Raw genomic sequence first — 21554 nt, 5'->3', positions numbered from 1 at the left:
GATGAATAAACCATTGATATTAGTTGTGGATGATGATAAAGCGATTCGCAGTTTAATTACGACAATACTGGAAGCACAGGAATATCGTTTTCATGCTGTATCTAATGGAATGCAAGGACTTTTAGAAGTGGCATCACAAAAACCAGATGTATTACTACTTGACTTGGGACTTCCAGATATAGATGGAATAGAAGTAATACAGAAAGTGCGTTCTTGGTCGAATGTACCAATTATTGTAATTAGTTCAAGAAGTGAAGATAAAGATAAAATATTGGCTTTGGATTCAGGTGCAGATGATTATTTGACAAAACCTTTTTCGGTTGATGAATTGTTGGCGAGAATACGCGTAGTATTACGAAGAGAAAACTGTAAAGTTTATTCAAATCTTGAACAAACAGAATTTATTAATGGTGAATTGCGAATTAATTATGTATCAGGATGTGCTTATGTAAAAGAACGAGAATTACATTTAACACCTATAGAATATAAATTACTTGTTTTACTATCAAAAAATGTTGGGAAAGTCATGACGCATACTTATTTGACGAGAGAAATTTGGGGAAATTCATGGGAAAGTGATGTGGCATCCTTACGAGTTTTCATGGCAACCCTCCGAAAGAAGATTGAAGAAAACCCGCAAAATCCACAGTACATACAGACTCATGTTGGAGTAGGTTATAGAATGATACGTGTACCAATTAGTAAGTAAATGAATGAATTACTTTTTTGTGCCCCATAATAATTAAAGTTTCACCTTTAGTGAAAATATGTTCAGGATGAGGAAGAGGGAATATTTCACCCTCTTTTTTTGTTGCAAGGATGCTGATGTTATAACGATTTCGGATTGCTTTTTCAACGATGCTTTTACCAATCCAGTTTGCTGGGACAGCTATTTCACATATGGCTGTATCTGGTGTGAGTTCAATGTAGTCGAAAATATTTTTGGAACCATATTTTATTGCAAGACGTTCAGCCATTTCTCGTTCGGCGTAAACAACATGGTCAGCTCCGTTTCTAAGTAATAGTTTACGATGCACATCACGACAAGCACGTGCTAGAATGTATTTTGCTCCAAAATCTTTCAAAAGAACTGTGATTTCCAAAGCACTTTGAAAATTATCACCGATGGCAACAACACATAAATCAAAGTTATTTATGCCTAAAGATTTAATAAAAGATTCGTTTGTAGCATCTGCAATTTGAATATCATTTAAAATATCAATAGCGTTATCTGCACGTTCTTCATTCTTTTCGATAGCAAGGACAGAGTTTCCTTCCTCAATAAATTTTTTTGTCATATGGCGACCAAAACGCCCAAGTCCAATAACTAAAATAGATTTCATAATATATTCACTCCATTATCCAATTTGAATTTTCTCCAACGGCGATGTTGAAGGTGCTTGTTTTTTTGTAAATGAAAATGCTAAAAGCATTGTTAATGAGCCAACTCTTCCGAATATCATTAAAAAGGCAAGTAGGCTGTGAGAAAGAGTACTCAATCCAGGAGTTATTCCTGTTGTTAAACCTACTGTTGCAATAGCAGATACGCTTTCAAAAAGAGAATCTAGCAAATTTATTCCTTCTATACGGGAAATGAACATTCCTATCGATAGAGAAAGGGTAATGTATAAAATAAACACACAAGTAGCTTTTCTTGTAATACAATCCTCCAAACGTCTTCCGAAAATCTCCGTAGATTTGCGATTACGAAACGTAGTAAGAACAGAAAGGAAAAGTACAGCAAAAGTAGTTGTTTTAATTCCACCAGCAGTTGATCCAGGTGAACCACCCACAAGCATGAGGAGAATCATAATAAATCGTCCTGTTTGTGTGAGGCTAGCAAGATCAATGGTATTAAATCCTGCAGTTCTTGAACTAACAGATTGAAAACTTGAAGCAGCCAATTGTTCTGATAAAGAGAGTTTTTCAAACATTGGAGTACCTTGCTCGCAAACAAATAGGAGTAAACCACCTCCTATAATTAAGAAAATACTTACAGACAATACAAGTTTTGTATGTAAATGCATTTTATGAAAATGCCATTTTGTTGTAAGAATATCATGCCATACAAAGAAACCGAGTCCTCCGATGATAATAAGTAACATTATAATAATATTTACATACCAATTTCCAACCTCTCCGGTTAAAGAAGAGAATGGTTGTACAGTTCCCATTAAATCAAATCCAGCATTACAAAAAGCTGAAATGCTGTGAAATATAGAATACCAAATCCCTTTTTTTAGTCCAAACAATGAACAAAAATGGAAAGAAAGTAAAATTGCACCAATCCCTTCAATAAGGAATGTACCTATTATAATAAAACGTGTCATTTTAACAATTCCACCAATTTGTGGTGCGGATACAGAATTTTGCATCAATGAACGAGATACAAGGCCAATTTTTCTTTTAGTAATGGTCATAATGGAAATGCAAAGCGTCATAAAGCCAATTCCACCTACTTGTATTAGACCAAGAATAACAACTTGTCCAAAAAAAGACCAATGTGTATACGTATCAACTTTAATTAACCCTGTTACGCAAGTTGCCGAAGTTGCGGTAAAAAATCCTGTAAAGAAATTTGCATCTTGTGGCTGACGTACAGCAATAGGGAGGCTTAAAAGGCAGGAACCAATTAAGATAATCGTACAATACCCAAATAAAAGAATCTTCATCGGAGAAAGATGAAGAAAATAATTTTGAACTTTATGTATAGTTGACATAATAAATTACCTCTTTACTAAAAATAGTCAAATCATATAAATAATAAGAGTTTAATAATTAAAAGAGTATAAAGAAAAACAGTATGGTATAAAGATTTCATTAAAAAAATAATTCTTGAATTTCACAAGATAATACATTATACTAATAAAGTGCTAAAAACCCAAAAGCCGTACAGAATACAGTCTGCACGGCTGATTTTGAATTAGGAGGTAGAAGTTATGTCATATGTAGATGAGGTAATCGAATTAGTAGTAAAGAAAAATCCGGCAGAACCGGAGTTTCATCAGGCAGTAAAAGAAGTATTGGAATCTTTGCGTGTTGTTGTAGAGGCAAATGAGGAACAATATAGAAGAGATGCTTTATTAGAGAGAATGGTAGAACCGGAAAGACAGTTTAAATTTCGCATACCTTGGGTAGATGATAATGGTCAAGTTCATGTTAATACAGGATACCGCGTTCAGTTTAACAGTGCAATTGGTCCTTACAAAGGAGGATTACGTTTACACCCTTCTGTAAATTTAGGGATTATCAAATTCTTAGGATTTGAGCAAGTGTTTAAAAATTCATTGACAGGACTTCCAATCGGTGGTGGAAAAGGTGGAAGTGACTTTGATCCTAAAGGAAAATCAGATAGAGAGATTATGAGATTTTGTCAAAGTTTTATGACAGAGTTATGTAAATATATTGGTGCCGATACAGATGTTCCAGCAGGGGATATTGGAACAGGAGCAAGAGAAATTGGATTTTTATTTGGTCAGTATAAGCGTATCCGTGGAGTATATGAAGGAGTTCTTACAGGAAAAGGATTAAGTTATGGTGGTTCGCTAGCGAGAAAAGAAGCAACAGGGTATGGACTTTTATATTTAACAGAAGAAATGTTAAAATTGAATGGAATTGAACTTTCGGGAAAAACGGTTGCTGTTTCAGGTGCTGGTAATGTGGCAATTTATGCTACAGAAAAGGCACAACAGTTAGGAGCGAAAGTTGTAACAGTAAGTGACTCTACAGGATGGGTTTACGATTCTGAAGGAATAGATGTAGAAGCGTTAAAAGAAATCAAAGAAGTAAAACGTGAAAGATTAACAGAATATATAAAATATAGACCGAATGCAGAGTATCATGAAGGAACAGGTGTGTGGTCTGTTAAAGTTGATATTGCTCTTCCATGTGCAACACAGAATGAATTGAATTTGGAAGATGCGAAAGCGTTAGTTGCGAATGGAGTTATTGCAGTTGCGGAAGGTGCAAATATGCCTACCACATTGGAAGCGACAGAATATTTCCAGAAAAATGGTGTATTATTTGCTCCAGGTAAAGCAGCAAATGCAGGAGGAGTAGCTACATCCGCATTGGAAATGTCACAAAATAGTGAAAGATTGAGCTGGAGTTTTGAAGAAGTGGATGGAAAATTGAAAGATATTATGGTAAATATTTGTCATAACATGATAGAAGCTGCTGAAAAATATAATATGAAGGGCGATTATGTTGCGGGAGCAAATATTGCAGGTTTTGAAAAAGTAGCTGAAGCAATGATAGCACAAGGCGTGGTATAATATAGTTTCTGTAAGATAAAGGATTTGCCAAAACAATTCGAATAGTCGAGTTTGTTTTGGCAAATCTCATTAAAAATAAAAAAAGTAAAAAAAAGTGTTGACAATTCTATAAATATAATAGTATAATAGCGAAGCAGGTTTGAGTTGCAAACAATAAAATATGGCGGGATAGCTCAGTTGGCTAGAGCATACGGTTCATACCCGTAGTGTCGCTGGTTCGAATCCAGTTCCCGCTATCAAAGAGATTGTACAGTTGTGCAATCTCTTTTTTTGTTATTTCTTTTTCGGAGATTTTTTAATAGGAACCTTTGGTGGAGTAAATTGGTAGACATCTTCATAAGATTCTAGTTGACTCTTGGAAATAGGTGCGGAGGGAATTAATCCAGTACAATCATTGGTTGACGCAGAATTTCCTAAATAATCGTAGGAATCAATAATTTTTTCATTTTTTATATTTTTTTTCATACACATAATCCTTTCTTTTGTTATTTCTTTTATCGTTTGCAAAATATAAAAAAGTATGCAAATTAGTAAAAAATAACAAAAAATACACTGCAATACATGAAAAATAATTCAAAATCATGATAAATAACTTGAAGTAATTGTTAAAAACGTATAAAATATATACTATATATAAAAATGTAATGTGAAAAATACAAAAAGAAAGGGAAAGAAAATGAAAAAAGTGAAAAAAGCGATGGCATTTTTTCTTACCGTGTGTATGTTAGTTCAAATCGGTGGAATGTCAGTATCTGCAGAAGGAAAAGTGAAAAAGAAAAAGGAATATACGACGGTGATTCCCTATACCAAGCAAAGTGGAGATACCAATTTTTTTACATTTGCACAAGGGAAGTGGGATCAAGGAGATGGTGTACACACATGGTCGAATGCTGTTGACAAACAAAATCCAAATGCCACTTATTATGAAGTGAAGTTTATCGGACACAAAATTGATGTATACGCTGGGAAGAATCACCCAATGGGAAAAGTAAAATATACTATTGATGGAGTAGAGAAAGGTACATATAGTCTTTATAATCCATCGAATCAACAGGAAGTAAAAATAGATACTTTTGATGGATTATCTGAAACAGAACATATTCTAAAGGCAGTTGCAATTGGAGAGAAAGAAGAAAAAGCAAGTGATTGTAAAATTGACGCTGGAAAAGTAGTTGTATATCATGATCGTTATAAAGTGACATCAATTGAACCAAAGAAGAAAGAGTATACGTTAGCAGAAGGAAGAGAGAGCGTACTTGAGTTTGATGTAAAACCTTCTTATGCAGACAGGAAAAATATCGCTTTTTCTTCTAGCGATGAAAAAGTAGTTAGTGTGACGAAGGACGGAAAGATGATAGCTGAAGGTGTTGGAGAAGCTACAGTAACTTTAGAGTCAAAAGAGGATCAGCAGAAATCTACTGTAAAGGTAAAAGTAACAGAAGGAATTACAGAATTGGATGGAACAATTGTAGATAGTAATCAACAATACACTACAGAAGATAAATACGATACAGTAAGCAAAATGAATAAAGTCGTAAGTGGAGATCTCTCAGCATGGAAAAATGACAAGGCAGTATCTCAAATTTCTTTATACACGAAAGATGCACAGGTAAAGAATGTATCTGTATCGGTAAGTGATTTTGTATCTACAAATGGAACTAAAATAGATAAAAAAAATATAGAAGCATCCTTTATTAAGTCTGTACAAGCCTATACGGGGATGAGTGGATATGGAGATCCAAATCGTCCACTTCCAGCAGGAAATCGGAAAGAAGCAAGTGAGGTACTTTATCAGACAACACCAATTACAGTTCCGTCTAAGACTTTGCAGAATGTTTGGTTATCTGTAAATGTTCCAAAGGATGTAAAAGCTGGGGATTACACAGGAACAGTAACTGTAAAAGGAGATAAAGTAAATACTCCACTTACATTTACATATACATTGCATGTGGCAGATGCTACATTAAAAGATGCCACGGAATTTAAAGAAGGGTTTGATATTGAATTATGGCAAAACCCATATCGTGTAGCTGAATATTATGGAGTAGAACCATTTTCTCAAAAACATTTTGAAATTTTGAAACCACATATGGAAAAATATAAATCTATAGGAGGACATGCAATTACAACAACAATTGTAGATGATGCATGGGCTGGGCAAACATATGGAGAAAAATCAGTAAAATTTCCTTCTATGATTAAGTGGACAAAAAAGGAAAATGGACAATTTTCATTTAATTATGCGGATTTTGATAAATGGATTTCATTTAATAAGAAACTGAATATTGGAGATAAAATCGTATGTTATAGCATTATACCGTGGAATCATAAGGTGACATATTATGATGAGAAGAAAAAGGAAAATGTTACAGTAACGTTAGAGACAGGTTCATCTGAATGGACAAATATGTGGACAGCATTTTTGAAAAATCTGATGAATCATATGGAAGAAAAAGGGTGGAAAGAAGAAACGTATATCGGAATTGATGAGCGTGGATTTGATATGCGAGCCTTTGATCTTATTGATAAAATTGTAGGAAAAGATGGAGAACCATTTAAGACAGCAGGTGCTATGGATGGATTTGTAGAGAAAAAAGCAATGGCAATGCGTGTTGATGACTTGAATGTTGGTTCGATTGCTGTAAAACAACATCCTGCAGAGTTTGAAAAATTAAGACAGGAAAGAGAAGAGGCAGGACTTAGAACAACAATCTATACTTGTACAGGACATATTCCAGGTAATTTTTCTTTGAGTGCTCCAGGGGAAAGTTATTGGACAATGCTGTATTCATATTCTGTTGGTGGAGAAGGGTATCTTCGTTGGGCCTATGATTCATGGGTGAAAGACCCGCTTCGAGATACGACACATAATGCATTTGAAGCAGGGGATTGTTTCCTTATTTTCCCAGATGAAAAAGATTCCCAAAATCCAGTGTCAAAATCTAGCCTTCGATTAGAAAAAATGGCAGAAGGTGTTAGAGATGTAAACAAGTTAATGCAGATGAAAAACGAAGTAACTGCAATGGGAACAAAAGTAGATGCCTTATTAAAAACAGTTAAACCTAAGTATGATGCGAAACAATATTATTTGACAAAAGCAGGGAAAAATGCTCTTGCAGATGATATGAAAACAATTAAGTCAAAAATTACTGAATTAACAAAAGAATATGAAGCATTAAAGAAAAAAGGTACAACAAAAGTGGAATCTCTTGCGATTAAAGAAGGTTCTTCTCAGAATGTAACTGTAGGAAAAACATTACAGCTTCATGCAGAATTAAAACCAGATAATTTATTAAATAAGCAAGTGAAATGGACAACATCTTCAAATAAAATAGCAAACGTTTCCAAAGATGGTTTAGTAACAGGAAAGAAAACAGGAACAGTAACAATTACAGCGACTTCTCTTCAAGATACGAAAAAAACAGCTAAAATTAATATCAATGTAAAACCAATTGAAATTGATAAAGCAACGCAAGTATCGTATTACTCATTTGAAAAAGATGTGAATGATAAATGGGGAAATCGGAATGGTACAAATCAGGGCGCTCAATTTGTAGAAGGAAAAGAAGGAAAAGCAATAGCAATTAAAAAAGGGAATACAGTTTCTTTTGAGGAAAATAAAAATTTGAATCATGATTGGACAGTAGGTTACTGGGTATATGATGAAGGTGAACAAGGGGGAAGAAACTCTGTTTTAACAAGCAAAGGTAAAGAACGCTCTTTTGATAATAAAATTGCAGTAGGAAATTTAAAAGCAGGTGTACATGTAAATGCTACAGCAGGAGGAGTTTTGACATTTCCATCTGAAGTGCCAGTAAAACAATGGGTACATCTTACATGGACAAATGATAAGAACAATGGATTGTGCCTTTATATCAACGGAAAATTGATTGCCACAAATCAGTGGACAAAATCAAATGATTTTTATGCACCGATTGATGTTATTGGAGGAGAAGGTTTTGAAGGGAAAGTGGATGATTTAAAAATATATAATCGTGCACTAACACAAGAAGAAGTAAAAGAATCATTAAAAACAAAAGGATTAAACCTTTCTGTCACAGAAATTACGTTAACAGAGGGACAACAGTATGAAATTGAAACAGACTTAGTATCAGATTCCGATGACAAAACAATTACGTTCACATCTTCAAATGACAAGGTGGCAAGTGTGAATACAGATGGCGTAGTTATGTCACACAAAAAAGGTGTAGCAAAGATTATCGTAGAAAATAAAGCTGGAGGATACAAAGAGAATGTAACGGTTCATGTAAAGAAGGATTTAAAATTACACTATACAATTCCACAGTTTGTTTTACCAGAGGAAAATCAAAGTGATATTGACAAACCAACTGATAAAAACAATCAGTATCTTGGTCAACCAGATATGGTTATGTTAAAGGATAATAAAACATTGATTACTGCTTATCCGAAAGGACATGGTTGTGGTCCACTTGTAATGAAAATAAGTGAAGATGCTGGAGAAACATGGGTAGAAAAAACAACTATACCAGAAAGTTGGAAAAATTCACTGGAAACTCCAACGATGTATCGTTTAGATATGACAGATGGATCAGAAAAGATTGTACTAATCACAGGACGACCTGAATGGCATGGAAATACAATGGGTGGATGGGATATGTCTGTTTCTAATAATGGTGGAAAAACATGGACAGAATCTAAGACATATTGTCCAACAAGAAAAGATGGAAGTAAAAACTTTTCAACTGTTGCAATGGCAAGTCTTGTACAGTTGAAAGATGAATCAGGTAAATTTATCGATAAATGGATGGGTGTTTACCATGATAGTAAAACATTTGTAAACTACAAAACATATTTAACTTTTGATGAACATGGTGAGCCACAATGGTCAACACCAGAAGAATATTTAAAACAATATCGTTCGATTGAGCAATCGGCGCAAATTTGCGAAGTGGGGATGTTCCGTTCGCCTAATGGAAAAAGAATCGTTGCATTAGCGAGAACACAGTCACATCAACATCGTTCATTAATGTTTTATTCAGATGATGAAGGGGAAACATGGAGTGAACCAGAAGAATTACAAGGAGCACTTCAAGGAGAACGTCACAAAGCAATATATGATCCAATTAGTAATCGACTTGTTGTAACATTCCGTGAAATTATACTAGATTATAATAATAACGAAAAGATTGAGAATAATGATTGGATGGCTGGGGATTGGATTGCTTGGGTTGGTACTTATGAAGACTTAATGGAACAAAACGAAGGACAATTTAGAATATTGTTGGATGAGGATTGGACAAATAATGCAAAATCAGGAGATACAGGATATACCGGTCTTACTGTACAACCAAACGGAACATTTGTTATGGATTCATATGGACATTGGGATAAAGAATATTCATTGAATTATGTTGATCCGAATACTGGCAGATACAATGCAACAACAGATTTGTGTTATATTCGTCAAGCGAAATTTACACTAGGTGAAATTGAACAGAAAGCGGGAATGGTAGATAAAAGCAGATTGCAACAGTTAGTAGATAGCTGTAAAGATATCTCTTCGGCAGGATATGACAAAGATTCTTTTGAAAAATTTGCTAAAGCACTCAAAGAAGCTCAAGAAGTCCTTGCGAGTTTAAAAGTGCAACAGATTGAAGTGGATAATGCAAAAGTAATTTTAGAAAAAGCATATAAAGGCCTTGTAAAAGAAGAAAATTTAGGTGGATTGAGAAAACAATTGGAGAAAAAATTAGAAGAGGCAAAGAGAAAAAACACAGATGATTGTACGGAAGAATCTGTGAATGCATTAAAAAAATCAATTGAAAATGCAGAGTTGATTTTAAAAAATGAAAATGCAACAAAAGAAGAACTGTTTGCAGCAATCAACGGATTGGATAAGGCGATAGAAGGTTTGGTGAAAAAACCAAATCAAGAAAAGCCAAATAACAAACCAGATGAGAAGCCAAATAATTCATCAAATCATAAACCGAATAATACACAAGGGACACAAAACAACACAGTAAAAACAGGAGATTTGAACCATATAGGAATGTGGGCAAGTTTTGGAATTTTTGCATTGGCAATTGGTGCTGTTGTGATTAGAAGAAGAAAAATGAATAAATAAGAGGTGAAATGGGCTATATGTTAAGCATATAGCCTATTTGCTTTGACTAGGCAAGATATAGAAAATATGATAAAATAAGCGTTAATATTAAATTAATAATGCTAGAATTAAAATGGAGGGAAAACTATGCGAGTTGGAATGGGTTATGACGTACATCGTCTTGTAGAAGAAAGAGAACTGATTTTGGGTGGAGTGAAAATACCTTATGAAAAAGGTCTTTTAGGTCATTCTGATGCAGATGTTCTTCTTCATGCAATCATGGATGCTCTTTTAGGAGCTGCAGGACTTGGTGATATTGGTACACATTTTCCGGATACAGATGAAAAATATAAAGGAATTTCTAGTGTTCTTCTTTTGGGACATGTTGGAAAGTTACTAGAAGAACATGCATATATAATTGAGAATATTGATGCTACGATTATTGCACAAAAACCAAAAATGAAGCCTTATATTGAGCAAATGAAAAAAAATATTGCAGCTACTTTACAAATTGAAGAAAATCAAATTAATGTGAAAGCTACAACAGAAGAAGGTCTTGGATTTACAGGAGTAGGGGAAGGAATATCTTCACAAGCAATTTGTGCATTGGAGAAAATGACAAACTATAGTTATAAAGTGGCGGATGATGAAAATGATTGTTCGAGTTGCTGTGGATGCGGAAGGAATAAGTAGATGAAAGTTCGCAAATTACAAAAAGAAGAACATAGTAGAACAAGAAAACTATGGGAAGAAGTGTTTTCCGAGGATACAAAAAATTTTTTAGACTATTATTATTCGGTAAAAGTGAAAGAGAATGAAATCTATGTAGTGGAAAAAGAGGGACACATATGTGCTATGCTTCATCTTAATCCATATACGATGGAAGTTGCAGGAGAAAGTTTTGCGACCCATTATATTGTTGCGGTGGCAACAGAAGAAAAATATAGACATCAAGGAATGATGAAAATGTTATTAAAAGAGGCTCTTTCTGCCATGAAAGCGAATCAAGAGCCATTCACTTTTTTAATGCCGGCAGCAGAACAGATTTATTATCCCCATGGGTTTAGATATATCTATCGACAACTGCAAGGGAAAATGAATAGAGCTACAGAGGATAAAGGATCATGGGAAATTACCAATGCAACGAAAGAAGATTGTAAGGAAATTGCAAAATTCTCCAATAATATTTTACAGAGTAGATATGAAGTTTTTACAAAAAGGGATAAGAAGTATTATGAGGTGCTTTTAGAAGAAGAAAAAAGTGAGAGGGGCGGTATCCTTATTGTAAAAGAGAATCAAAAGATAATAGGTGTATTTCCTTATGCGTTAGGAGAAGAATATGAAATTCGCGAACCATTGTTTGAGGGAAATGCGGATGAAATTTTGTCGTGTATATTTCTACATCTTGGTGGGAAAAAACAGATAAAGTTTTTGGGATATGGCGATGTGGAAAAGTCGATAATTATGGCAAAAATTTTAGATGTAAAAAGAATGTTTTCTTGTATGAAAATAAAAGAAACTATTGAATTGAAGTTAAATATATGGGATACATTAATGGATGCAAGTATAGGGTGTTATTTTTTGAAAGGAAGTAATACAATAGATGTAGAGAAAATAGATGAAACAGAAGAATGTGTATGTATAGATGTTGGAGATTTGACAAGCATACTGTTTGGAATGATGGATCTAGAGGAACTTCAAGTTCCTCTAAAAGCAAAAAAGGAATTATCGAAAATTATTCCACTTACAAAAGTGTATATAAATGAAATCGTGTGATTATGAAGGAGAAGAAAAAATGAGAGAAAATTTGTTGCAAACTTTGTTGGAAGTTCCTTCTGTTTCAGGAGATGAATTTTCTGTAAGAAAAGTATTAAAAGAGTACATGGGAGATTCTTTTGAAGAGAATACTGACAGTATAGGTGATAGTATATATTTTTTAGATGGTTTTGGAGAAAAAAGAATTTTAATGACGGCTCATATAGATGAGATTGGACTTTTGGTTACAGGAGCTACAGAGAACGGATTTTTGAAAGTAACAAATGCTGGAGGATTTAATGCAAAACTATATGTAGGACATGGGGTTAAGATTTGTACAGCAAATGGAGAAGTGTATGGTAGTGTGGTTGTTCACTCTAATATGTTGAAAAATAATGAGTTTACAGCAACGGATATATTGATTGATATAGGTGCAAAAACGAAAGAGGAGGCTTTTTCCAAGGTACAATTAGGAAATGCTGTTGTTTTTGACACACACATTCGACAATTAATGAATGACCGTGTGTCAGCAAGAGGGTTAGATGATAAATCAGGTGTGTATGTTGTTATGGAAACATTAAAACGTATGAGAGAGAAACAACATAAGGCGACTATTATCGGGGCTGGAACAGTTGGAGAAGAAACAAGTCAGCATGGTGCTGTTTGGGTAGCGAATCGAGTAAAACCGACAGAAGCTATTGTGGTAGATGTAACATACACCAGTGATTATGAAGGAATGACAAATGCAAAATGGGGGGAAGTAGAATTGGGGAAAGGTCCAGTACTTTGTATTAACCCGATTTGTGACAAGAAAATCAATCAAAAACTTATGGAATTGGCAAAAGAAAAGGGAATCCCATATCAAGTGGAAGTTAGTGGTGAAAGAAGTTGTACAGATGCAGATGAAATTCATATCGTAGGAAAAGGAGTTCCTGTTGTATTAGTTTCTATTCCATTGCGCTATATGCATAGTCCGGCAGAGGTGGTAGACAAAAAAGATTTAGAATATACAGTGGAATTGTTAACAGCTTATTTAGAAAATGCTTAAGTATTTACAGTTGACAAACAAGATATTTTTGCATACACTATAACATATATTGTAAATGCAAAGAACGAAAAGAGTAACATTTTGGAAACTAACAGAGAGGAATTGTCATCGGCTGAAAGCAATCCAAGTGAAAGAAATGTGAAGTGCATTCGGGAGCAGATACGGTGAATAACAAAGTAGCTGTATACGGTAGCACACGTTACGTGTTTTGAGTGAAGGGGGATATCCCTTTATGAGAGTGGAATCGCGGATAAAACTTCGTCTCTTAGTGAGGCGAAGTTTTTTGTTTCTTTGCTAGAAAGGGTTGTAAAATCATGAATTTGATTGCTTATATAAAAGAAGAATTGCAAGTCATTAAAGAACGTGATCCAGCGATAAAAAGCAATATGGAAATATTTCTGTATCCAAGTTTTAAAGTAATGCTAAAGTATCGTTTAGCACATAAATTATATTTGAAAAAACATTATTTTTTAGCACGTTGGATTTCACAGCGTGCAGCAAGAAAAACAGGAATTGAAATTCATCCGGGAGCAGTCATTGGTAAAGGTTTTTTTATCGATCATGGGAACGGAGTGATTATAGGTGAAACAACTGTTATTGGAAATAATGTAACTTTATATCAGGGAGTAACACTTGGAGGAACTGGGAAAGAGAAAGGGAAAAGACATCCAACACTTGAGGATAATGTAATGGTTTCTGCAGGGGCGAAAATATTAGGTTCATTTACCATTGGTAAAAATGCAAAAATAGGTGCAGGATCTGTTGTTTTGGAAGCAGTACCACCAAATTGTACCGTTGTAGGAGTCCCAGGGAGAATTGTTCGTATGGGAGATCAAAAGATACCCCGTATGGATTTAGATCAGATTCATTTGCCTGATCCAGTACGAAATGATATCAAAGAACTACAGAATAGAAATATTCAGTTGCAACAGGAACTGAAAGAAATGGAAAAAGATATGCGATGTAGGAAGCATAAAAAACAGGAGGGAAAAGATGAAAGTATATAATACATTGACAAGAAAAAAAGAAGAATTTATACCATTAGAGGAAGGCAAAGTAAAGATGTACGTTTGTGGTCCTACAGTATATAATTTAATACATATCGGAAATGCAAGACCGATGATTGTATTTGATACAGTAAGAAGATATTTTGAATATAAGGGATATGAAGTGAATTTTGTGTCAAATTTTACAGATGTAGATGATAAGATTATTAAGAAAGCGATTGAAGAAGGTGTTTCTGCCAATGAAATTTCACAACGTTATATAGCAGAATGCAAGAAAGATATGGAGGGGATGAATGTAAAACCAGCCACAAAACATCCTCTTGCAACAGAAGAAATATGTGGAATGATTGAAATGATTTCAGATTTAATTGAGAAAGGATATGCTTATGAAAAAAATGGAACTGTTTATTTCCGAACAAGAAAATTCAAAGATTATGGAAAACTTTCTCATAAGAATTTAGATGATTTGCAATCGGGAGGACGTTCTCTTTTAGTAACAGGAGAAGATGAGAAAGAAGATCCATTGGATTTTGTTCTTTGGAAACCTAAAAAAGAAGGAGAGCCTGCTTGGGAATCACCATGGTGTGATGGACGCCCAGGTTGGCATATTGAATGCTCGGTAATGTCTAAAAAATATTTAGGTGAGCAAATAGATATTCATGCCGGGGGAGAAGACTTGGTTTTTCCACACCATGAAAATGAAATAGCGCAAAGCGAAGCAACAAATGGAAAAGAATTTGCTAAATATTGGTTGCATAATGCTTTTTTAAATATCGATAATCACAAAATGTCAAAATCACTTGGAAATTTCCGTACAGTGAGAGAAATTGGAGAAAAATACGATTTACAAGTCCTTCGTTTCTTTATGTTAAGTGCCCATTATAGAAGTCCTTTGAATTTCAGTGCTTCTTTAATGGAAGCATCTTCTAATGGTTTAGAACGTATATTAACCGCAGTGGCAAATTTAAAACATTTACTTGGAGTTGCTTCTGTAGAAGATATGACAGTAGAAGAAAGAGAGAAAGTAAAAGAAACAGAAGAGTTTGTGAAATCCTATGAAGCTGCCATGGAAGATGATTTTAATACAGCGGATGCGATTGCTTCTATTTTTGAATTAGTAAAATTTGCTAATACAACAGCTTCTGCACAATCTTCAAAAGAATATTTACAAAAAATATATGATTTAATTGTAAAATTATCAGATGTGTTAGGTTTAATTGTAGAAAAAGAAGAGGAAATGCTAGCAGAAGATATTGAAGCGTTGATTGAAGAACGTCAAGCAGCAAGAAAAGAAAGAAATTTCAAAAGAGCAGATGAAATTCGTGATGAGTTATTGAAAAAGGGTATTCTTTTAGAAGATACTCGTGAAGGTGTAAAATGGAAAAAAGCATAGAAATAAATTTTAATGAGTATATGAAAAAAATATTTTCCATGCAGGAGGTGGATATAAGAGAATATTCGCCTCTTACATTGGCGTATATTGGTGATAGTATTTATGATTTGATTATTAAAAGTTTAGTGATCAATAGAGGGAATAAGCAAGTACAAAAACTACATAAAGAAACGAGCAGTCTTGTGCAAGCATCAGCACAATCGAAGATGATGAGAGCTATGCAAGATGAATTGACAGATGAAGAACGAGCAGTATATAAACGTGGAAGAAATGCAAAATCAGTCTCACCTGCAAAAAATCAGTCGATTACAGATTATCGTAGAGCGACAGGATTTGAGGCGTTGCTAGGCTATCTTTATTTGAAAGAAGATTGGAAGAGAATGCTTGATTTAGTGAAAATAGGGTTGGATAGTATAGAAAAAGAGGAAGTATAGGAGAAAACTATGGCTGAAGAAAGTTTAATAATTGAAGGACGCAATGCAGTGATAGAGGCGTTTCGTTCAGGAAAAACAATTGATAAAGTGTTTGTTTTAGATGGGTGTCAAGATGGACCGATTCGCACAATTATAAGAGAAGCTAAGAAACACGACACCATTTTACAATTTGTTTCAAAAGAAAGATTAGATCAATTATCTGAAACAGGAAAGCACCAAGGCGTGCTTGCACATGCTGCTGCGTATGAATATGCAGAAGTAGAAGATATACTCGAATTAGCAAGAAAAAAGGGAGAAGATCCATTTATCTTTATTTTGGATAATATTGAAGATCCACATAATTTGGGAGCAATTATTCGTACGGCTAATCTTGCTGGTGCCCATGGTGTGATTATTCCAAAACGTCGTGCAGTTGGATTGACAGCGACAGTTGCTAAAACTTCAGCGGGAGCATTAAATTATACACCAGTTGCTAAGGTGACTAATATTGTAAAAACAATGGAAGAATTGAAAGAACAAGGACTTTGGTTTGTTTGTGCAGATATGGGTGGAGAGACAATGTATCGTTTGAATTTAAAAGGCCCTATTGGTTTAGTGATTGGAAATGAAGGGGCGGGTGTTGGACGTCTCGTAAAAGAAAAGTGTGACTTTGTTGCTTCTATTCCAATGAAGGGAGATATTGATTCTTTGAATGCATCTGTGGCAGCTGGAGTATTAGCGTATGAAATTGTAAGACAGAGATTAAATTCATAACGGTGTGAATACCGGAGGTGCATATGTGCAGATACAGCGAGATGACGGATGAAGAATTGATAAAGTGTTTGCGAAATGGAAAAAAAGAGATAACGGATTATATTATTAATAAGTATAAGAATCTTGTTAGAAAAAAAGCAAAAGCGATGTTTTTGCTTGGGGGAGAAAATGATGATTTGATTCAAGAAGGGATGATTGGTCTGTTTAAAGCAATAAGAGATTACGATGAAAAGCAGGAAACTTCTTTTTATCATTTTGCTGACCTATGTATTTCAAGACAGATGTATACGGCCATTGAAGCGTCAAAAAGGCAAAAGCATATCCCGCTGAATTCGTATGTATCCATTTATGAGGATAAGGATGAACAGCCGTTGATAGACACGATTCAAGCTGTTAAAGAAAATAATCCAGAAGCATTGTTCTTAGATAAAGAATACTTACAAATACTTGAAGTAGAGTTAAAAAGAAGTCTTAGTGAATTTGAAAATACAGTATTGTATTTGCATTTATATGGAATGGATTATCAAAAAATAGCAAAAGTTTTGAAGAAAACTCCAAAATCCATTGATAATGCATTACAAAGAATAAAAGCAAAGACAGAGAAGATAGTTAAAGAAAAAACAGGGCGGTAAAAATGCATTGACAAACAGCAAGTATATATTGTATATTAAATACGTTGTATACAGATATGCTGTTGTGGCACAGTCGGTAGCGCGTCGCCTTGGTAAGGCGGAGGTCACGGGTTCAAGTCCCGCCAACAGCTTAAAAACATCGGATTCTTAGTAATAAGAAGGCCGATGTTTTTTTATCAAAAAATATAAAAGATAACTAAAATGAGGAAAAGCCGGTCGCTGACCGGCTTGGTTATGAAAAAGAAAAGTTAATGAAAAAAGTTTTATTAACTTTACAAGTAAGATTATATTTTAGAAGTGTGATAAAAAAATGATGATTTTGTGAAAATTTTTTGAACAGTATATTTTAAATACGAACATATTAAGAAAAACATTGCTTAGAATAAAACGGAAAAAAGTTGTTTGCTATTATAATTTGTGGTAATATATAAAGATACTGATGATATTTTGTGTAAACAAAAGGAAATATAGGAGAGCTGGAGGATAATATGGAAAACGAAGTAGTTTCAAAAAACTTTATTGAACAAGAAATTGATAAAGATTTAAGAGAAGGTGTATACGATACTGTATGTACAAGATTTCCACCTGAACCGAATGGATATCTTCATATTGGACATGCAAAGTCAATTTTATTAAATTATGGATTGGCACAAAAATATAATGGAACATTTCATATGCGTTTTGATGATACAAACCCAACAAAAGAGAAAGTTGAATTTGTAGAGTCAATTAAAGAAGATATCAAGTGGCTTGGTGCAGATTGGAAAGAGAATTTGTTTTTTGCATCAGATTATTTTGAGGCAATGTATGAATGTGCAGTTAAATTAATCAAAAAAGGAAAAGCATATGTATGTGATTTAACTCCTGAAGAAATTCGAGAATATCGAGGAACTCTTAAAGAACCTGGGAAAAACAGTCCGTATAGAGATAGAACGGTGGAAGAAAACCTTGAATTATTTGAAGCGATGAAAAATGGAGAGTTTGAGGATGGAGAAAGAGTGCTTCGTGCAAAAATTGATATGGCATCTCCTAATATCAATATGCGTGATCCAATTATCTATCGTGTAGCTCATATGACACATCATAATACCGGTGATAAATGGTGTATTTATCCGATGTATGATTTTGCTCATCCAATTGAAGATGCAATTGAGAAGATTACCCATTCTATTTGTACATTGGAATTTGAGGATCATAGACCACTTTATGATTGGGTAGTAAGAGAGTGCGAGTTTAATCCAGCTCCAAGACAGATAGAATTTTCAAAATTGTATTTGACAAATGTTGTAACAGGAAAACGTTATATTAAAAAATTAGTAGAAGATGGTATTGTAGATGGATGGGATGATCCAAGACTTGTTTCTATTGCAGCATTAAGAAGAAGAGGATTTACACCAGAATCAATTAAAATGTTTGTAGATTTATGTGGTATATCTAAGAGTAACGGTTCTGTGGATTATGCGATGCTTGAATACTGCATTCGTGAAGATTTAAAAATGAAAAAACCACGAATGATGGCAGTATTAGATCCGATTAAATTAATTATTGATAATTATCCAGAAGGACAAGTTGAATATTTAGATGTAGCGAATAATTTGGAGAATGAAGAACTAGGATTTAGAAAAGTACCATTTTGTCGTGAACTTTATATTGATCGTGAGGACTTTATGGAAGAACCACCAAAGAAATATTTCAGATTGTTCCCAGGTAATGAAGTACGCTTGATGCATGCATATTTTGTGAAATGCGAAAGTTTTGTAAAAGATGAAAATGGAAAAATCGTAGAAATTCATTGTACATATGATCCTGAAACAAAGTGTGGAACAGGATTTACAGGCCGAAAAGTCAAAGGAACAATTCACTGGGTTCCAGCCCCATACGCAACAAAAGCGGAAGTACGTTTATATGAAAATATTGTAGATGAAGAAAAGGGCGTATACAACAAAGAAGATGGTTCTTTGAATTTAAATCCAAATTCATTGACAATTTTGAAAGAGTGTTATTTAGAACCAAGTTTTGCTGACGCAAAAGCATATGATAGTTTCCAATTTGTAAGACAAGGATATTTCTGTGTTGATGCAAAAGATTCAAAACCAGATGCACTTGTTTTTAACAGAATTGTATCATTAAAAAGTTCATTTAAATTACCAAAATAAACATGATAAGAGCGGAAAAATCCGCTCTTATTTTATACTGTTAGAAGGAAGTGATAGAAGGTGGCACGAAAAATAGAAGTTGTTTCATACCGAGCGGAATGGGAAAAAATGTTTATTAATGAGGCAGAAAATATTAGAAAAATATTAGGAGAAAATGTAGTTGAAATTCATCATATTGGTTCCACTTCGGTGAAAAATCTTTGGGCAAAACCAGTTATTGATATTATGCCTGTTGTCAAAAAAATTAGTTTGGTTGATAAACATAATAAGGAGTTTGAGCAGATTGGTTATGAGTGTAAAGGCGAGTTTGGAATAACTGGACGGCGTTTTTTTATGAAAGGTGGAGATAACCGAACACATCATATTCATATTTTTGAGAAAAGTAATCAGACAGAGATACAGCGTCATCTTGCGGTTCGTGACTACTTGCGTGAAAATCCGAAGAAAGCAGAAGAATATAGTTTGTTAAAGCAGAAATTAGCCATAAAATTTACATTTGATAGTGAAGGGTACTGCAATGGAAAAGATCCATTTGTAAAAACTATGGAAAGACAGGCGTTGGAGTGGAAAAATGAATGAGTTGACAATCCGTTTAGAAACTAAATCTCAAATTCCTTTATATGAGCAGATTTATATTTATATAAAAAATGATATTCAATCTAGAAAAATTAAATGTGGAGATAAGTTACCGTCAACAAGAGCGTTGGCAAAGCATTTGGATATTAGTAGAAGCACTGTGGAATTAGCTTACGAACAACTGGTAGCAGAAGGGTATGTAGAGGCACGGGCATATAAAGGATTTTTTGTAACAAAAATTGATGATTTATATCAGTGGAAACAAGCAGAAGAAACAGTTTTGATAAAAGAAGAAAAAAAGGAAATAGAGTATGCGTATGATTTTACACCTAACGGAATTGATTTAAATAGTTTTCCATATCGGGTGTGGAGGAAATTAGCTAAAGATGTGTTGGCTGATGATAAGGCAACATTTTTTAAAGCGGGGAATTCGCAAGGGGAATATGAATTAAGGGATACTCTTTGCCACTATCTTTATCAATCAAGAGGAGTGAATTGCGAGGCGGAACAAATTATTGTGGGAGCAGGAAATGACTATCTTTTAATGCTATTACAAATGATTTTAAAAGGAAAACATCGAATTGCATTTGAAAATCCAACATACCGACAGGCGTATCGTTTATTTCAACAATTAGATTATGAAACTAGAACGGTAGAAATGGATGAAAAAGGGATGCGAGTAGATGAACTAAGAAAAGTACAAGCCGATATAGCTTATGTCATGCCATCACATCAGTATCCACTTGGAATTATCATGCCGATACAACGACGAATGGAACTATTGCGATGGGCAGCAGAAAAAGACGGCAGATATATTATTGAAGATGATTATGACAGTGAATTTCGATATAAGGGAAAACCGATTCCTGCCTTGCAAGGTTATGATCGTAATGATAAAGTCATTTATATAGGAACATTTTCTAAGTCGATAGCTCCGGCTATTCGTGTGAGTTATCTTGTTTTGCCCAAACCCTTATTAAAGGTTTATAAAGAAAAAGGGAGATTTCTTAATTCTACAGTTTCAAGAGTAGATCAGCAGATTATTCATCAGTTTATTCAGCAAGGGTATTATGAACGCCATTTGAATAAAATGAGGGGAGTGTATAAAAGTCGTCATGATGTCATGATTAATAGTTTAAAACCATTATTGAAAAAATGTAAAATATCAGGAGAAAATGCTGGAGTGCATTTATTGCTTACGTTTCCATCTCAAGTAGCAGAAATAGAATTAATAGAACGTGCTAAAAGTATAGGAATTAAAGTATATGGATTGTCTGCCTATGATGTGTGTACAGAAAAAAAATTAAATCCTACGATTTTACTTGGATATGCTAATATGCAAGAGGAAGAAATAAAAGAGGGTGTGCAACAATTAATTTCTGCATGGCGTGAATTGTTTTAAAGAAAAAGGGAAATTTGATATGTGTTATCAAATTTCCCT

General features: G+C 34.0%; 17 protein-coding genes, 2 tRNA genes and 1 other annotated feature. Of the genes, 16 read left to right on the top strand and 3 right to left on the bottom strand.

Features of this window, described 5'->3' with window-relative positions; genetic code table 11:
- Position 1 precedes the first annotated feature (1 nt).
- Positions 2-709, top strand: a complete 708-nt coding sequence (locus ACY2U7_RS05045) for a response regulator (RefSeq protein ID WP_461812525.1) — start codon at positions 2-4, stop codon at positions 707-709.
- Here the strand turns inward: ACY2U7_RS05045 and ACY2U7_RS05040 are convergent.
- The gene (locus ACY2U7_RS05040; protein ID WP_461812524.1) at positions 699-1343 is read right to left on the bottom strand and encodes a potassium channel family protein; all 645 of its coding nucleotides are present in this window, start codon (positions 1341-1343) and stop codon (positions 699-701) included. The two genes, ACY2U7_RS05045 and ACY2U7_RS05040, sit on opposite strands and share 11 nt — an antisense overlap.
- A 15-nt stretch (positions 1344-1358) precedes the next feature.
- Positions 1359-2720, bottom strand: coding sequence for a TrkH family potassium uptake protein (locus ACY2U7_RS05035; RefSeq protein ID WP_461815982.1), 1362 nt, complete (start codon positions 2718-2720; stop codon positions 1359-1361).
- 219 nt (positions 2721-2939) lie between these two features.
- Here ACY2U7_RS05035 and gdhA point away from each other — a divergent pair, with 219 nt between their 5' ends.
- Both gdhA and ACY2U7_RS05025 read left to right on the top strand, forming a co-directional pair.
- Positions 2940-4274 carry an NADP-specific glutamate dehydrogenase gene (gene gdhA / locus ACY2U7_RS05030; protein ID WP_461815981.1) on the top strand — a complete coding sequence of 445 codons (1335 nt, stop codon included), beginning with the start codon at positions 2940-2942 and terminating at the stop codon, positions 4272-4274.
- Between the two features lie 162 nt (positions 4275-4436).
- A tRNA-Met gene (locus tag ACY2U7_RS05025) sits at positions 4437-4510 on the top strand.
- A gap of 37 nt (positions 4511-4547) precedes the next feature.
- On the opposite strand, the gene ACY2U7_RS05020 is transcribed toward ACY2U7_RS05025, so the two are convergent.
- Positions 4548-4739 carry a hypothetical protein gene (locus tag ACY2U7_RS05020; RefSeq protein WP_461812521.1) on the bottom strand — a complete coding sequence of 64 codons (192 nt, stop codon included), beginning with the start codon at positions 4737-4739 and terminating at the stop codon, positions 4548-4550.
- Between the two features lie 211 nt (positions 4740-4950).
- Here ACY2U7_RS05020 and ACY2U7_RS05015 point away from each other — a divergent pair, with 211 nt between their 5' ends.
- From ACY2U7_RS05015 to pdxR, 13 genes are all read left to right on the top strand, one after another.
- Positions 4951-10380 (top strand): glycoside hydrolase domain-containing protein, encoded by a 5430-nt coding sequence (locus tag ACY2U7_RS05015; RefSeq protein WP_461815980.1) that lies wholly within the window; start codon positions 4951-4953, stop codon positions 10378-10380.
- 126 nt (positions 10381-10506) lie between these two features.
- Positions 10507-11052, top strand: a complete 546-nt coding sequence (gene ispF, locus ACY2U7_RS05010; protein ID WP_461812519.1) for a 2-C-methyl-D-erythritol 2,4-cyclodiphosphate synthase — start codon at positions 10507-10509, stop codon at positions 11050-11052.
- Positions 11053-12135 carry a GNAT family N-acetyltransferase gene (locus tag ACY2U7_RS05005; RefSeq protein WP_461815979.1) on the top strand — a complete coding sequence of 361 codons (1083 nt, stop codon included), beginning with the start codon at positions 11053-11055 and terminating at the stop codon, positions 12133-12135.
- Positions 12136-12154: 19 nt separating this feature from the next.
- Positions 12155-13162 carry a M20/M25/M40 family metallo-hydrolase gene (locus tag ACY2U7_RS05000; RefSeq protein ID WP_461815978.1) on the top strand — a complete coding sequence of 336 codons (1008 nt, stop codon included), beginning with the start codon at positions 12155-12157 and terminating at the stop codon, positions 13160-13162.
- 51 nt (positions 13163-13213) lie between these two features.
- Positions 13214-13431 (top strand) — a binding site (T-box leader).
- A gap of 45 nt (positions 13432-13476) precedes the next feature.
- Positions 13477-14169 (top strand): serine O-acetyltransferase EpsC, encoded by a 693-nt coding sequence (epsC, locus tag ACY2U7_RS04995; protein WP_461815977.1) that lies wholly within the window; start codon positions 13477-13479, stop codon positions 14167-14169.
- A complete protein-coding gene (gene cysS / locus ACY2U7_RS04990) occupies positions 14156-15562 on the top strand; it encodes a cysteine--tRNA ligase (RefSeq protein ID WP_461815976.1) in 1407 nt (468 codons plus the stop codon). Before epsC ends, cysS begins: the two co-directional genes overlap by 14 nt.
- Positions 15547-15996, top strand: coding sequence for a Mini-ribonuclease 3 (locus tag ACY2U7_RS04985; protein WP_461815975.1), 450 nt, complete (start codon positions 15547-15549; stop codon positions 15994-15996). Before cysS ends, ACY2U7_RS04985 begins: the two co-directional genes overlap by 16 nt.
- A 9-nt stretch (positions 15997-16005) precedes the next feature.
- Positions 16006-16749, top strand: coding sequence for a 23S rRNA (guanosine(2251)-2'-O)-methyltransferase RlmB (rlmB, locus tag ACY2U7_RS04980; RefSeq protein ID WP_461812513.1), 744 nt, complete (start codon positions 16006-16008; stop codon positions 16747-16749).
- Positions 16750-16772: 23 nt separating this feature from the next.
- A complete protein-coding gene (gene sigH / locus ACY2U7_RS04975) occupies positions 16773-17381 on the top strand; it encodes an RNA polymerase sporulation sigma factor SigH (protein WP_461812512.1) in 609 nt (202 codons plus the stop codon).
- Positions 17382-17439: 58 nt separating this feature from the next.
- Positions 17440-17512, top strand: a tRNA-Thr gene (locus tag ACY2U7_RS04970).
- Positions 17513-17869: 357 nt separating this feature from the next.
- Positions 17870-19537 carry a glutamine--tRNA ligase/YqeY domain fusion protein gene (locus ACY2U7_RS04965; protein WP_461812511.1) on the top strand — a complete coding sequence of 556 codons (1668 nt, stop codon included), beginning with the start codon at positions 17870-17872 and terminating at the stop codon, positions 19535-19537.
- 60 nt (positions 19538-19597) lie between these two features.
- Complete coding sequence (locus ACY2U7_RS04960) at positions 19598-20116, top strand: GrpB family protein (RefSeq protein ID WP_461812510.1); 519 nt, start codon at positions 19598-19600, stop codon at positions 20114-20116.
- Positions 20109-21515, top strand: coding sequence for a MocR-like pyridoxine biosynthesis transcription factor PdxR (pdxR, locus tag ACY2U7_RS04955; protein ID WP_461812509.1), 1407 nt, complete (start codon positions 20109-20111; stop codon positions 21513-21515). Before ACY2U7_RS04960 ends, pdxR begins: the two co-directional genes overlap by 8 nt.
- The last annotated feature ends 39 nt before the right edge of the window (positions 21516-21554 follow it).

Source organism: Faecalimonas sp., assembly GCA_029264305.1.
Taxonomy (GTDB): domain Bacteria; phylum Bacillota; class Clostridia; order Lachnospirales; family Lachnospiraceae; genus Faecalimonas.
The sequence above is the reverse complement of the archived record's forward strand: the minus strand, read 5'-3'. Positions and strand labels throughout refer to the sequence as shown.